Annotated in this window: 13 protein-coding genes; 4 read left to right on the top strand and 9 right to left on the bottom strand. The window is 37.6% G+C overall.

What is annotated here, in order from left to right; all coding sequences use genetic code 11:
- Positions 1 to 251: 251 nt before the first annotated feature.
- The 5 genes from Q0192_RS08370 to Q0192_RS08350 all read right to left on the bottom strand — a co-directional run bounded on the left by Q0192_RS08370 (position 252) and on the right by Q0192_RS08350 (position 5,184).
- Positions 252 to 1,055, bottom strand: coding sequence for a helix-turn-helix domain-containing protein (locus Q0192_RS08370; protein ID WP_299288832.1), 804 nt, complete (start codon positions 1,053 to 1,055; stop codon positions 252 to 254).
- Between the two features lie 26 nt (positions 1,056 to 1,081).
- On the bottom strand, positions 1,082 to 1,987 hold the full coding sequence (locus Q0192_RS08365; RefSeq protein WP_299288829.1) for an SDR family NAD(P)-dependent oxidoreductase: 906 nt from the start codon (positions 1,985 to 1,987) through the stop codon (positions 1,082 to 1,084).
- Positions 1,988 to 2,316: 329 nt separating this feature from the next.
- A complete protein-coding gene (locus Q0192_RS08360) occupies positions 2,317 to 3,840 on the bottom strand; it encodes an N-6 DNA methylase (RefSeq protein ID WP_299288827.1) in 1,524 nt (507 codons plus the stop codon).
- Entirely contained in the window at positions 3,840 to 4,775 is a 936-nt protein-coding gene (locus tag Q0192_RS08355) for an AccI family restriction endonuclease (RefSeq protein WP_299288824.1), read from the bottom strand. The genes Q0192_RS08360 and Q0192_RS08355 overlap by 1 nt, the downstream gene beginning before the upstream one ends.
- A 151-nt stretch (positions 4,776 to 4,926) precedes the next feature.
- Positions 4,927 to 5,184: a hypothetical protein gene (locus Q0192_RS08350; RefSeq protein ID WP_299288821.1), complete on the bottom strand. Its 258-nt coding sequence runs from the start codon at positions 5,182 to 5,184 to the stop codon at positions 4,927 to 4,929.
- Between the two features lie 187 nt (positions 5,185 to 5,371).
- Here Q0192_RS08350 and Q0192_RS08345 point away from each other — a divergent pair, with 187 nt between their 5' ends.
- The gene (locus Q0192_RS08345; protein WP_299288818.1) at positions 5,372 to 6,049 is read left to right on the top strand and encodes a porin family protein; all 678 of its coding nucleotides are present in this window, start codon (positions 5,372 to 5,374) and stop codon (positions 6,047 to 6,049) included.
- A 193-nt stretch (positions 6,050 to 6,242) separates the two neighbouring features.
- On the opposite strand, the gene Q0192_RS08340 is transcribed toward Q0192_RS08345, so the two are convergent.
- Positions 6,243 to 8,468: an alpha-galactosidase gene (locus Q0192_RS08340; protein WP_299288815.1), complete on the bottom strand. Its 2,226-nt coding sequence runs from the start codon at positions 8,466 to 8,468 to the stop codon at positions 6,243 to 6,245.
- Positions 8,469 to 8,752: 284 nt separating this feature from the next.
- Here Q0192_RS08340 and Q0192_RS08335 point away from each other — a divergent pair, with 284 nt between their 5' ends.
- Entirely contained in the window at positions 8,753 to 8,884 is a 132-nt protein-coding gene (locus Q0192_RS08335) for a hypothetical protein (RefSeq protein WP_299288812.1), read from the top strand.
- Position 8,885: 1 nt separating this feature from the next.
- A complete protein-coding gene (locus Q0192_RS08330) occupies positions 8,886 to 9,209 on the top strand; it encodes a hypothetical protein (RefSeq protein WP_299288810.1) in 324 nt (107 codons plus the stop codon).
- A 220-nt stretch (positions 9,210 to 9,429) separates the two neighbouring features.
- Here Q0192_RS08330 and Q0192_RS08325 read toward each other — a convergent pair whose 3' ends face one another.
- Both Q0192_RS08325 and Q0192_RS08320 read right to left on the bottom strand, forming a co-directional pair.
- On the bottom strand, positions 9,430 to 10,083 hold the full coding sequence (locus Q0192_RS08325; RefSeq protein WP_299288808.1) for a hypothetical protein: 654 nt from the start codon (positions 10,081 to 10,083) through the stop codon (positions 9,430 to 9,432).
- A 6-nt stretch (positions 10,084 to 10,089) separates the two neighbouring features.
- On the bottom strand, positions 10,090 to 11,379 hold the full coding sequence (locus Q0192_RS08320) for an AAA family ATPase (RefSeq protein ID WP_299288805.1): 1,290 nt from the start codon (positions 11,377 to 11,379) through the stop codon (positions 10,090 to 10,092).
- Between the two features lie 118 nt (positions 11,380 to 11,497).
- Between Q0192_RS08320 and Q0192_RS08315 the strand changes: the two genes are divergently transcribed.
- Positions 11,498 to 12,493, top strand: a complete 996-nt coding sequence (locus tag Q0192_RS08315; protein WP_299288804.1) for an amidohydrolase family protein — start codon at positions 11,498 to 11,500, stop codon at positions 12,491 to 12,493.
- A gap of 79 nt (positions 12,494 to 12,572) precedes the next feature.
- Here Q0192_RS08315 and Q0192_RS08310 read toward each other — a convergent pair whose 3' ends face one another.
- The gene (locus Q0192_RS08310) at positions 12,573 to 13,799 is read right to left on the bottom strand and encodes a multidrug effflux MFS transporter (protein WP_299288801.1); all 1,227 of its coding nucleotides are present in this window, start codon (positions 13,797 to 13,799) and stop codon (positions 12,573 to 12,575) included.
- Between the last annotated feature and the right edge of the window lie 136 nt (positions 13,800 to 13,935).

Raw genomic sequence — 13,935 nt, 5'->3', positions numbered from 1 at the left:
ACCGTTTTTTACATCTTTCCAATTTTTAATCAAACTAAACAAGAGTAGTAAAAATAGTATCCGCCAGAAAAGTTGTTTACGGGTTATGGTTGTAGATTTTTATAATTTAAAGATTGTGAAAATGAGATTATAATCAAATGTTGATGCTTCTTTTATCGGCTAAATTTTGATGGTCAGTTGGAACTTATGCAAAATAATAAAATAAAAGTTGATGTTTAAATCGTCCTGCCACAATAACGCCAAACCCCTTGTTAGCGGTTGATCTTCGTCTTTCGTTCTGTCAGTTCGGTTGGTGACAGTCCAAATTGTTTTTTAAAAACGAATGAAAAGTGAGACAAGGCTTCAAAGCCTAAGTCAAGATAAATTTCTGTTGGCTTTTTATTTTTTTTGTCAATGAGAAAATGAGCTTCTTGCAATCGTCTTTGCACTAACCATTGATTGGGTGTGTTGTTAAACGTTGCATTGAAATCTCGTTTAAAAGCCGACAGACTTCTTCCTGTCAAAAAAGCAAACCGTTCAATACTAACATTGAATTTGAAATTACGATTCATAAATTCTTCAATGTTTATTTTTTCAGGAATACCATAATCAAAAAATAAACCTGCCAGCTCAGGCTGTTGTTGCAGCAAAATAATTAATAGCTCTTCACGCTTCACGTCAGCAAAAGCATCATTAATTTTTCCATGATTGTAATATGGGTGTAACGACTGAATATAATCCGGCAGAAACTCATTATTGTTTACGTTTACAAGCGTTGAAGAAGAGGTAAACTTGGTCGTATTGCTTTTATGTTTTTCCTGAAACCTTTTTAAAAATGTTTCATCAAAAAAGACAAATACTTTTTCCAACTCGCCATCAACTTTAACTTTATTAAAGCGTACCAAGCGGTTTTTGCGGGCAATGCAGCATGCACCCGATTTCAATGCCTGTAGCCCGCTTCCGTCATAAAGGTTCATTATTCCTTTTACAACGTACACGAAAGTATGTTCAGCAATAAATTGTTCAGGCGAAATTTCTTTTCCCACATACGGCATGTTGACTGTATTATCTTTCATTTTGCATTGCCGAATTTACGCATACTTTATTTCACTTTCGCTAATAAGGCTCGTGTTTCGGCCACAACACGGTCTTGAAATTTTATATCTCTTACCTGTTCTGAACCTTGCATTGGTTGACCTTTTTCGTCATAATAAACACCTGTATTGCCTGATGTATCTGTTAAAATTTTTGTGATGACTTTTGCCGATTTCTTAGGTGTGCTGCTGTATTTAGAAAAGGGCGGAAGTATAGCTAGCAGATGCCCAAATATGAAGCGAACAATGGCATTTGTGCTTTCGCCACCAAGATTTGTTCCACGAGTTATTCCCGGGTCTACAGCGTTGAAATGCAACCTTGGTGTTTCCCGTGCAAAAGCAAATGAGGAAGCAAGAATACATTGCTTTGATGTGGCGTAAGCATCTGTGCCTGCCATTTTAGAACCGCCCTCTTTCCACTCGCCCCTTGCACTTGCTTCTGCAGAAATATAACGACCGCCTTTCATTCCCATAACCTTTGCAGGTTTGCGTTCAGGGTTTTCAATTGCAGAAGCAATGAACACAACATTTGCACCATCAGGAAGATGAGGCGCAAGTGCTTCGGTTAATGCAAATGCTCCGAGATGATTGGTAGCATAAGTCATATCAAAACCTTGCTTGCTTTTTGTTGCTTTTGAAGACATAATTCCTGCGTTGTTTAGTAGTCCGCCTAACGGAAGATTAAGTTCAATGATTTGCTGCGCTGCACGTCTTACACTTATAACATCTGAAATATCGCAAACTACTGATACTGCATTTTGTCCGTTGTCTTTTATAGTCTTTTGTACTTGCTCCAGTTTCTCATGATTTCGCCCAACGAGAATAACAGTTCCGTGTTTAGCGAGTTCTAATGCTGTTTCATAGCCAATTCCTGAAGTTGGCCCCGTAATGATATATGCTTTTTTATTTCCCATTTTCTGAAAATTTTATGCTGTAAAGTTGAACATAAAATTTTCAGTAAGCTTTCCTGTAAAGTCCAAAGTTATTGTATTGAGAAGTCCAAAAGTTTGGATGTTTGTATGCAACGTAAGGTCTGTCAGACTTGCAGCCAACGTTCTGGACTTGGCGAAGAACTGGTATTTGAAACTTGTCAGCCCAAAACCAAAGTCAAATTTATAAACAAATGTTGATGCTTCTTTTACCGGCTAAATTTTGATGGTCAGTTGGAACTTAAGTAAAATATTAAAATAAAAGTTGGTTTTTTTACAAAACTAATGCTAAGGGAAGTTTGCTGCCTATGGTATTAATTTTCTTGTTCTCTAAATATCCTAAGTTGTCCTGATGCCGTCTTGTATTGTCGTTCTAAGTCAAACTCTTTTACAATATGTTCTGGAATAGGAAGTTTACTTAAATTATTTGGCTCTACTTTTATTGCTCCTGAACCGTAACTTTTACCTACAAGTTTTAAGTTTTCTAATGTATCAGGATGATTGAGGGCTTGCCAAAGTTTGTCTACAAAATCTTTGTCGTTATAAAGTGGATAAACACAAAGAAAACCCGTCAAGGGTAAAACAGCCGCCTCATTTTTTATAAACCTTGTATTCCGTCTGCCAAGGTATGCAAATAACAATGGTGGCACTTCACGTTTTTCCATTTTATACCAAGGTTTACGTTGTTGGATTAATGCCCGATTGGGCAAACCCATTTTTTCTCCAATTTCAAGATAATTTGATACTGATAAAGGAACATTGTCTGTACCTTTAATTGATAGTAAATAAGTAGGCCTGTTTTCGTTTTCTAATTGATGAACATCATCTAATGTCAAGATGCTTTCGGTTGCATCTTTTGTCCTTCCAATGGCCCTTTTAAGGAATTCTTCAGGTATATTTATTTCTTTTACTTGGGTTGCAGTCAAAAAGAAAAACTCATTAGACCCTGTAGCAATGCCCCTCATAACGTTTGCAAAATCATTTAAGTGAAATTTAAAACCATTATGATTTTGCTCTGGGCGTGAAAACCCGGTTGCTATCCCTTCTTTAAGTTGACGGTTAAAAACATCAAGCGTTGCAAATTTTTGCTTTTTAAATTTCAATGAAACAAAATCAAAGAGGTCTGTTGAATATGCTTCATTAGCCTTTACCCAATAAAGGCTTGTAGTTGGTATGGAATTTTTGATTAAGAAAACAATGGCATTGGTATCAACATTTGGAAAAGGTGTAGCTTTTTCATCAAATGTTATAACACAATCTATGCAAAAATTTTCTGAAATCCATTTCCATAAATTTTTTGCAAACTTACCCTCACAAGTGTCTGCCGGCATTATGAATGCAAGTTTCCCATCCTGCTCTAAAAGGTTTAATGCTTGAATTAGAAAATAAATATGATAACCTGCCCTTCCATCTATTTTTTCCCCGGTAATATTTATTGAAAGTTTTTTTAAAACCGCCTTCGTTTCTTCGTCAATTCTATGATGCCGTATGTATGGCGGATTTGCAACAATCGACCTAAACTTTCTTTTAGGCGGGTTTTTTATAAAGTCTCTTTTCTCAACAATACAGTTAGTTCCATTGTAGATTTCATCAGCCAAAACTTCTTCATCAATGTCAGTTCCATAAAATGAAACCAGAGGTTTATTGAGAATTGTTAATGCTTCATAAAAAGCGCCCCTACCTGTGGCAGGGTCAAAAACTAAATCGGTATCTTCAGTTATGTAAGCTATCATTGCCTCTGCAACCCAATTGGGTGTCCAAAACTGTCCTTTATCGCGAAGGATTTCTCTTTCGCTCCATTTTGTAGGCAATTTTTGATGTGTTTTTATTTTACCCATCAGAATTGCTTTAAAAGATTTATCGCATCAACAGTAATTTCTAATGTACCACCTTCAAATTTTACATAAGGTAAAATATGCCCGTTTTTGTCTTCAATATAAGCGGGAATTAGTTCGGGTCTTTCTTTCGAAATTCCGAGAGGATAGGCATAATGATAATAATGCTTATAAATCGCTTTTTTAGTAGTTGCCCCGCCAGGAGCTTGAAAAGTTTGAATTGTTGGTTCAATTAAACCATCTTTTACTAAGCGTTCCGCTTCATCAAAAGATAATCCGTATGCCCTGTCGAAAAATACGTGCCAAACATGGATAGGGACTTTGTTTATTTCCTGCCAGCCTTTTAAAGGTATGCGGTCTTCTTCTTTAATTATAATTGTGGGTAAAACAGAAGATTTAGAAAGGCCCAATTTTCCACCCAGTCTTTTTTGTGCTTTGAGTGGAGAATTAAAAAAAGGCATTTTTTCAGCTACCCAAAGTGAATTTTCACATTCAACTGCTACAATAGCTTTTTGTACTAATTCCTGCAGTTCATTTTCAACAATGAACGGCAGTTCTTCAACGCCTCCAATATCTTCGAGAAATTTGTCTACAAATAGCTTATCTTCTATTTTAAAAACTAATAAATCTGGTCTTTTTATATTACCAAGCCCCGCCGCTTCAAGCCGTTCAAAGTATAGTTCAAATGCCCTTACATCATTTGTTGGTGCGGTTCCGCTTGGTCCATATGCAATTGCATAAAACAAGTTTGTGTTGTTTATTGCATCGGTCAAGCGTTTTTCGCTCCAAACTCCTTGCGACCACCTCATCAAAAAGTCACTGCCTCTTAACCTTCTTGGGTTAAGCCAAAAGTCAGCCCAGGTAATTTCTTTAATACCTGTAAGTTCCAGTTCAGCATCTTCTTTGGAAACTGATAAAACCTTTTCAAATGGATGCATATTTTCTGTCTAAATAATTTGCAGGTAAAATAAAAAAAGCTTTGTCAATTCGGTTAGCTCGAATACAACACCTAACTCTTAAATCAACGCACCTTTCAGTTCACCAATTACAAATCTAAATTTTTTTATCAAAACCAAACTTACAATAAACCTACCTCACCTCATCAACCTCCAAAATAACACTTGCCCTTCCCGCATTTACAACCGGGTTAATCCCAACTTTCATTAAAAAATTACCGGTAAAAACAGCATTGTGTTGGATTGGAGATTTGATTTCCCGGTACAAGTTTACTTCTTTTACAATATACTTCTTGTCAAGTTCAAGTCTGTTTAACAGAACAAGTATATAACTGTCAGTTTTATAGTGGTTGCCGGTAAGATAATTAAACAGCAAATATTTGCAAATCAAAACAATAACATTGCGGGTAAACTAATAGGTTTCATTCGCTACTATAAAGGTTATGATGTTAAAAACATTCCATAAATACAGCATTTATTAATATCAATAGCTAACGCTTGACGAACTTTATTTTAATATCGTGTAACCTTAAAAGGTGATAGTAAGTATAGTTGGACTTAAAATCTAAATACTTATTATGAAAAAATATCTACTTATTTTCATTTTTCTGGTTGCCACTACCATTGCACATGCACAATATTCTGGGTATAATGATAATCCCATAACATTTGGATTGTCAGGCGGCTCTAACTTTGCTTTTCTCCATGTAAAATCGGCGTATAAAGAATATGTTAATACTAATATGGAAAGCCCTTTTTCTATAGGCTTCAACGTGGACTTTAAATTTAATGATTATTTTTCTATCCAACCCGCCATATTTTATTCGGGTAAAGGCGGAACTATGAACGCTACCTATATAAAAGATGGTAGGAACATTTCTGTCGATAATAATTATAAAATGCATTATCTTGAAGTCCCGTTAGACTTTATTGGGCATATACCGATTGGCAATGGTGCTAATATTTTTTTAGGTATAGGCCCTTATGTTGCCTATGCCCTCAATGGTGCAAATAAACAAACACTTTTTTCAGACGATCCAATAACTATTCCATTAAAATACGGTCATAACGGGGATTTTAAAAAAACAGAATTTGGTGCAGCTACCGTTCTTGGATTTAAGGCAGCAAAAGGATGGGCAATAAGCGGTAATATTGATTTCGGTTTGACAAACATTCTTGTAAATAATAATACAGGGATTGATATCAGTAAACTTAAAACAGTTACCTTTTATCTTACAATTGGCCAAAGCTTTTAACTTATTATAAACAATGTTTGATTTACTATTATTGTATACTTGTTTTCTGTTGTAACAAATATTAAAGTACTTAATGGTTAGAAGGAACTAATTGAAAAACTCAATTCAGATTTTCTAATTATTAAATATGTTTATCGCAAGAAATTTAAGACTATCAATAATAAAGATAATTTGTGCTTATTATTGATTGTGCTTACCTCACCTCATCCACTTCCAAAATAACACTCGCCCTTCCCGCATTCACAACCGGGTTAATCCCAACTTTTATCAAATAATCACCGGTAAAAACAGCATCGTCTTGGATTGCAGATCTGGTTCCCGGATACAAGTTTACTTCTTTTACCAAGTAATTTTTGTTGGCATCCAAACCTTTTAATTGGATGGGCAATTTACTGCCGGCATCGTAACGGTTGCTTACCAAGTAATTAAAAACAATGGCTTTGCTTTTGTCGGTTTTTAAGTATTGGATCGAGGCCAAATCATTCTTCCACGGACTTAACAACCGATATTGATCGCCGTGCCAAACCACATCGCTAAAACCTTGGTACGTTTGGATGGCCTGCTGGCAAAATTGCAGGTCTTTTTCGTTCAGTTTGCTTACAATTAAATCAAAACCCAATTTGCCCATCATCGCCACGTCTGTGCGGAACTTGATTGGTGCTTTGCTCCAATCGGTAACGTGGTTGTCCGAAGCAATGGCCGGAAAAAAGTAAGAATATTCCCACTGGATAAAAATACGCTCCAACGGGTCGGTGTTATCACTTGGCCAATACTCGGTAAAGTATTTTAACGCGCCATAATCTACCCTTCCGCCGCCGCCGGAACACAACATCATCGGCACTTTTGGGTATTTGGCACGCAACCGCTCTAACACGCTGTACAAACCTTTTACATAATCAATGTATAAATGCGACTGGTTTTTTTCGTAAGTTGAATATGCATTGTAGATAACCGAATTGCAGTCCCATTTTACAAATCCAAGTTTGGGGTTTTTGGTGAACAAATTATCCAAGATACCAAACACAAAACCCTGCACTTTTGGGTTGCTCAGATCCAAAACCAGTTGGTTGCGAAAGTAATATTCTTCACGGTTGGGTTGTTTGATCACCCAATCCGGATGCTTCTCGTACAGTTCGCTTTTTGGGTTTACCATTTCCGGCTCTACCCAAATGCCAAACTTTACACTGTTAGCTTGTGCCTCTTTCACCAAATATCCAATTCCGTTTGGCAGTTTGGCTTTGTTTTCCTGCCAGTCGCCCAAACCTGCACGGTCATCATTTCTTGGATATTTATTGCCAAACCAGCCGTCGTCCAACAAAAAAACATCTGTTCCAAGTTTTTTGGTATCTTTTAATAAAGCAGCAAGTTTGGGTTCGTTAAAATCAAAATATGTAGATTCCCAATTGTTCAAAATGGTTAACCTTGGGCCGTTTCCATCTACAATTTTGTAGTCCCGCGCCCAGCGTTGCAAGTTGCGGCTGGCATTTCCTTTTCCATGCTCAGAATAAGTATAAACAAAGGCCGGCGTTTTAAATTCTTCATTCGGTTTTAAACTGTAGGCCGAAGCATACGGATTTATGCCGGCAATCAACCTCAAATTTTTTATCGGGTCAACTTCCAAATCAATCTTAAAATTGCCCGACCATTCCAACGAACCCAGCAATACTTTTCCTTCATCTTCGCTTGCCGCTTGATCAAAAGAAACCATAAACGACGGCGGCTGGTACAAATCGGCCCGCGTCCCTAATTTGCTGTCCAGCACTTTAATTCCGGCCGTCAGTTCTGCTTCCTGCGGTTGCATTTCGCGCGCCCAATCGCCGTGGTACTGTTTTAACCAGTAAGAATTTGAGCTGAAATACAAGTTGGCCGAAGCAAACTTTTGCAGCGTAACGTTCTTTTTTTCAGTGTGTTTGATGACCGACCATTGCTCTACCACATCATCATCCGCATAAACTTTATAATACAACATAACCTGGAAAGCATAAACCGGATCTTTTAAAACGATGCTGGTTAAGGAAACATGGCGATCTAACTGCTGCGTTTGGTCGCTTACATATTGCAAATCCAGCGAGTTGTTGCCATCCGCTTGCGTAACTTCGATGGCCGGCTCTACCAAATTGCGGGAACCGGCTGGCGTATAAGCCGAATTTAAAATCCCCGAATAATCTTCGCTTTGCCTGCGTGCTGGTGAAATTTTTTGGTACTCATTGCGGTCGGCCAGTTTTGTTCCGAAGTAAATTAGGCCAACCCGTTTATCGGCACGAACTTCTAAAGCGATGGCATTATGCAGAGATTCGATCACAATCACTTTTGCCTGCGCCATCACTTGGGTTCCGCACCAAAAAAAGGCCGGTAAAAACAGCATTTGTGCTTTTTTGAAAATATTTAAGCCGACAGCTTTTGGATATTGAAATTGCATAAATTTAATCAGGTTAATTTTAGGCGGATAAAAGCAGCAGCTAATTTATATATTTTCGATGTCTGCCCGGCTCGTTTTTTACCTGATACTGTTTTTATAGGCATAAAATTGGTGTCGGTTTTGGCAAGAATATATATTTTGATTTGTACAATTCTTTGTGCTGAAGTACTTACCTTTAAGCAATTACTTTCCTGCAAAACATACTTTTCTATCGCAAATGATGTTTTTATAACAGTAGCATTGAGATTTAAACAGAAACCGATAACCCTAAAATTTAACCAGCCATGAGCAAAGAAAAAAAATCAACCAAGGAAGCCAAAAAAGCGCCAAGCACCAATGCAAACAAAAAACAATCGAGCTACCAATCTGATAAAGGGTCGAAATCAGAAACGACGCCGGTTAAAAAATCCAAGTAGCATGCAGGAGCAAACCGTAGAAAACGAAACCCGAATGTACTTGTTCGATTTGATGAACACGGCCAAAGAACATGGTTTTAAGGCTGATGATAACTGGCAATTAAGTTTGGTTACTGATAAAGAACGATCCCGGATCCAGAAGAATTATCATCCAACCATTGCCGCTAAAATGTTCCCCGAAGTTTTGCTGCCGGTTTTTCATTCCGTCAAATCCAAGTTGCACCAAACTTTAAACAGCGAAGAGCAATTGATCAACACCAAAAGTATTTCGGCCGAAGATTTAAAGTTTTTGGTGGCTTTTGTGCCAACACGGCCGCGTACTTAATTCTAAATTTATCCAAAATTTTATGCCATAAAAGAAGCATGCAATTCAAACTTGTATGCTTCTTTTATCTCATGTTTTTTGTTGTGGTTTGATTGCAATTGTCCAAACTTGCAATCACGTTTTTCCAACAAAACCTCCTGTAACCCAACCCATTATTTTTTGTGCCGATTTTGACTTGCTTTCGGCTAAACAAGCCATCCCAAAAGCTGTTAATTTTCCTCTAAAAATGTTTGTTCCAAATAATGTATTCCTTAAAATCATTATAAAAAGTCTTGTTATTCTTAATTATCCAATATTTAAAGGCCAAAAACTCTTTTTTGATATTTAAACTATCGATAACTTTCAGCTTATTCTCATGGTCTTTTTTTAAATTATAAGTATTTAGCAAACCAAGAAAAAAAATAATTTCCCTTTGTAAATCTTCAAATAAAATCTGTGTCTTTTTATCTCTCAGATTTACTTCTCCATTAAAAAGTTTAGAAAGTAATTTCGTTGTATTGTTTTCTTGGATACCATTTCTACTCGTTTCAAAAACAACCATATTATTAGAAAAATCCAAACGATGAGTTATTATATCTTCAACATTATTTGTTACTGGATCTAATAACTTAAAACTGTTTGGTTTTCTGCCATTACAGTAAGAGCAAGATAACAACAAGTTAGTCCAAACGAATTTTAATTCTGGATTAAAATTTTCAGCTTTTGCTCTTAGATGTTCTATTTGGTAGCTTTTATTTGTATTTTGTTCACATAAATAACACTTTTGATGTTGATCCTTAACTAAAGAATCCTGAACGTCTTGATTATCATATTTTTTGCAATTTTCAACTTGCAACGATGGAGGAACAACTTCACTTTTATAAACCCTAATCATAATAGTTTATTTGTCAGCTATTTTGATTTGCAAGTATTGCCCTTTAACGTTTATAGGAGCAAAGGTTTCATCCATTGATGCAAATTCCTTGTCTAAACTTTCATATTCTTCAAGTTCCGAAGAATCCTTATTTATAATTTCTGAAAGTTCTTTAAATCTATCTATCTTAGTTTGTAGAAAATTAGAATCAGTCTCTACTTTAAAATATCCTTCGGCTAAAGCCTCATATGAATATTCAGTTAAATCTTCTAATCTTATTTTTCTCTCTAAATCATATGCAATAACGTTTTCTAAGGAATTTAAGACAAATGGAGAATGCGTGGTTACTATTAACTGAATGTTAGGAAATATCCCGGTAAGCATTGGAAGTATTACACGCTGCAGCTTAAGATGGAGATGTGTTTCGATTTCATCAATAAGTACTATCCCTTGCTTTTCATATATTCGAGTCAAAGAATTTTGTCCTTGCATTTTAATTATTAGGTCTGCAACTATGTCAATAATTGCAGAATAGCCGTCCGATAACTCATTAAACCCAAACTTCTTGTCGCTTTGACATATTGTAAACGAATAATCTTTATAATTAAATTCAAGTATAACGCTCTCATCCTCGAATAAACGCTTTAAAAGAGTATTAAAATTGATAAACCAATCTTTGATTTCATCTGCTTCCTGTATTTTGTTCTCATTTCTTGCAAGCGCTTCCTGTATTTTTAAATCAACTAAAAACCTTATAAATTCAGTTATTTTAGTTTTATTAATATCATTTACAGGTTTAAGGTCTGGCTTCTCAGGGTTGACCGGGACGGTAACTTCCGTTTTACGATTTGCAGTATAAAATGCTAAAATATAGTCTTGATTTTGAACTTTTTTTGACAGTTCATACAAATCATTAAATTTAAGATTAACCTTACCAAAAGTTTTTTCTAAGTCGTCTTGACATGATTTTACCATTTGCTCTGCTTGTAAAATATCGCTACTTGGAGCATTGTTTTTTTTTCTATTTGATAACTCTTGTTGCCATAAAGAAACATACTCATGTAATTTTAAAAAATCTAAATTAACATCACAATGAAATCTTTGTAAAAAATCAGCTATAGAAATTAATAAAGAAGTTTTACCAGAACCATTTTTACCTGTAATAATAAGGTGTTTTTTCTGTTGAGAGTCTATATCGATGTCTATATTTTCAAGATTAATAACCTTATTTATATGGATAGAAGTTAAGAAAACACACATGTTTTTATTTGATTTTAAAAAGGGAAAATTATGATTTTTTTTAAAATTTACAGTCAATTAATTTTAGTATTTGTCTTTATTCTGAAATTATAATTGTAAATAATCCCTCCTCCCACACAACAATATTACAAACTCCACCATCCCTCCCGCTGTTCATCTAAAAAAACACAACTCCATGCGTATAGTAACTTTAGAAGAACACTTCGCCTCGCCGGAACTGGTTAAAAGAATACCCAAAGAAGCGATTGCCGAACGCGGCTGGGCATCGCTCGAAAAAGCGCCGCCAATAATGCAGCAGGCACAAAAGCTGTTGCCGGAAGTGGGCGACGTCCGGTTAAAATCAATGGACGAAGCGGGCATCACTGTGCAGGTTTTGTCGGTTTCGGGTGCCGGGGCAGATTTGTTGCCGCCAGAAGAAAGCGTGCAGTTGGCGCGGGAATACAACAATGTGTTAGCCGAAAAAATTGCGGCGCACCCAACCCGTTTTGCCGGTTTTGCCCATTTACCGATGACCGCGCCCGAAGCTGCGGCAGATGAACTGGAACGTGCCGTCAAAGAATTAGGTTTTTGCGGCGCGCTAATTAACGGCACCACCAATAACCTTTTTCTGGACGATGCTTCTTTTGCCCCTATTTTATCAAAGGCGCAGGAGCTGGATGTACCAATTTACCTTCACCCAAACTTTCCGCAAAAGGCTGTACGCGAAGCTTATTACAGTAATTTTCCCGTTGCCATCAGTTCGGTTTTCGCTTCGGGCGCTTTTGGCTGGCATGCAGAAACAGGCATCCATATATTGCGGCTGTTTGCTTCAGGCACGTTAAACCGTTTCCCAAAACTGCAACTGATTATTGGCCACATGGGCGAAATGCTGCCCTTTATGATGGCCAGGAGCGAAGATATGCTGAACAAAGAACTGGTAAAATCAGACCGCAGCCTGAGCGAAGTTTTACGCCAGCAAATCAACATTACCAGCAGCGGCTTTTTTACGTTGCCGCCGTTAAAAACTGCCATCGAAACTTTTGGTATAGACCGGATTATGTTTTCGGTAGATTATCCTTTTAGCGCAAACGAAAAAGGAAAAGCTTTTTTAGACAGTTTGGATTTACCGGCAGCAGACTTGGAAAAGTTTTTACATGGCAACGCCGACCGTTTGCTGAAATTGAAAGTGTAAGCTTATGCTTTTCTCATCACAATTAAAATCTTAAAACTTGTGATGCTTCTTTTACCGGCATAAAAACAGTATCCAAAATTTAATGGACAACAGCGGCGGTTTCGGCTGCCGCTGCTATTGGTTCTGCAATATTTTTTCGGCTGATGATTAAAACCAGCAAAGCCAGCAAACTGGTAACCGCAATAATGGCTACCATAGGCAAAGCAGAGTGAACACTGAACAAGCTTACGGCAACCGAGGCCAGCGTGCCCAAACCCAATTGCAATGCACCCATTAAAGACGAAGCACTGCCCGCATTTTTTGAAAAAGGCGCCAGCGATAGTGCCGCCGCATTGGGATTGGTGATGCCCAAACAGCTCAAAAAAAGAAAAAGCATGGCGATGGTTCCGTACAGGCCGAGCAGGTTGGCCAGGGTTCCCGCGAGGAAAACCGTACCAACGATAACCTGGCAAACTAAAGCACCAAATACAATTTGTTCGCTTCGGTATTTTTTAAGCAGCCAACTGTTCAACTGGCTGGAACCGATTAAACCGACGGAAAGAAAAGCAAAAATCCAACCGTAAACTTTACCGTTAACGCGGTAAATATCCATAAAAACCAACGGCGAACCGGCCACATAAGCAAACAAACCCGAAAAAGCCACAGCGCCGGTAAACGCATAAGTATAAAATTGCGGTTCGCGTAAAACCGACCAAAAGTTGAGCAAAATAGGTTTCGGTTTTAAGGAAATCGAAGTATCAGGCCGATAACTGTTTGGCAGAAAAAAGACTGTCGCCAGCAGGATCAGCCCGGCAATTACGGACAGGACCAGGAAAACCGACTGCCAGCCAAAAGCAGCCGTAACGTAGCCACCAACCGTAGGCGCAAGCATGGGCGAAGCGCCAACAACCAGCATCAGCAAAGAGAAAACTTTGGCGTTGTCTTTCACCGGGAAAAGGTCGCGCACCATGGTAATTGAAGCGACGGCCGCGGCACAACTGCCAATGGCTTGCACAAAACGCAGCACAATCAAAGCTTCGATACTGCGGACAGACATACAACCGATGGAAGCCAAAATATAAACCACCAGGCCAACATACAGCGGTTTCTTCCGGCCAAAACGGTCTAGCAACGGCCCGTACAGCAACTGCCCGGCAGAAATCCCGATAAAAAAGCTGGACAGCGAAAGCGAAACGCGGGCAACGGTAGTTTTTAAATCCTGTGCAATAGTCGGGAAACCAGGCAAATACATATCAATGGAAAAAGGGCCAAGCGCGGTTAAAGTGCCTAATATGAGGATGAGGAAAAAGTAGCGTTTTTTGGTCATGGGGAATATTAATTTCGATTGCCGGTTTTGGTTGCAATGCTTCTTTTACCGGCATTTTTTTGGTGTAGCAAATATCAATTTATACAAGTAAATACAAAACAGAAAAAAACTTTATCTTGCTTTGGTCTTTCTTATC

Origin of the sequence: uncultured Mucilaginibacter sp. (genome assembly GCF_937859865.1) — a bacterium.
Taxonomy (GTDB): domain Bacteria; phylum Bacteroidota; class Bacteroidia; order Sphingobacteriales; family Sphingobacteriaceae; genus Mucilaginibacter_A.
Note: the sequence above shows the minus strand (reverse complement) of the source record. Positions and strands in the feature narration are given on the sequence as shown.

Excerpts from the sequence above, each read along its gene's own strand:
- Q0192_RS08370 (WP_299288832.1), bottom strand. The coding sequence starts at position 1,055 with ATGAAAGATAATACAGTCAACATGCCGTATGTGGGAAAAGAAATTTCG.
- Q0192_RS08365 (WP_299288829.1), bottom strand. The coding sequence starts at position 1,987 with ATGGGAAATAAAAAAGCATATATCATTACGGGGCCAACTTCAGGAATT.
- Q0192_RS08360 (WP_299288827.1), bottom strand. The coding sequence starts at position 3,840 with ATGGGTAAAATAAAAACACATCAAAAATTGCCTACAAAATGGAGCGAA.
- Q0192_RS08355 (WP_299288824.1), bottom strand. The coding sequence starts at position 4,775 with ATGCATCCATTTGAAAAGGTTTTATCAGTTTCCAAAGAAGATGCTGAA.
- Q0192_RS08345 (WP_299288818.1), top strand. The coding sequence starts at position 5,372 with ATGAAAAAATATCTACTTATTTTCATTTTTCTGGTTGCCACTACCATT.
- Q0192_RS08340 (WP_299288815.1), bottom strand. The coding sequence starts at position 8,468 with ATGCAATTTCAATATCCAAAAGCTGTCGGCTTAAATATTTTCAAAAAA.
- Q0192_RS08335 (WP_299288812.1), top strand. The coding sequence starts at position 8,753 with ATGAGCAAAGAAAAAAAATCAACCAAGGAAGCCAAAAAAGCGCCAAGC.
- Q0192_RS08330 (WP_299288810.1), top strand. The coding sequence starts at position 8,886 with ATGCAGGAGCAAACCGTAGAAAACGAAACCCGAATGTACTTGTTCGAT.
- Q0192_RS08325 (WP_299288808.1), bottom strand. The coding sequence starts at position 10,083 with ATGATTAGGGTTTATAAAAGTGAAGTTGTTCCTCCATCGTTGCAAGTT.
- Q0192_RS08315 (WP_299288804.1), top strand. The coding sequence starts at position 11,498 with ATGCGTATAGTAACTTTAGAAGAACACTTCGCCTCGCCGGAACTGGTT.
- Q0192_RS08310 (WP_299288801.1), bottom strand. The coding sequence starts at position 13,799 with ATGACCAAAAAACGCTACTTTTTCCTCATCCTCATATTAGGCACTTTA.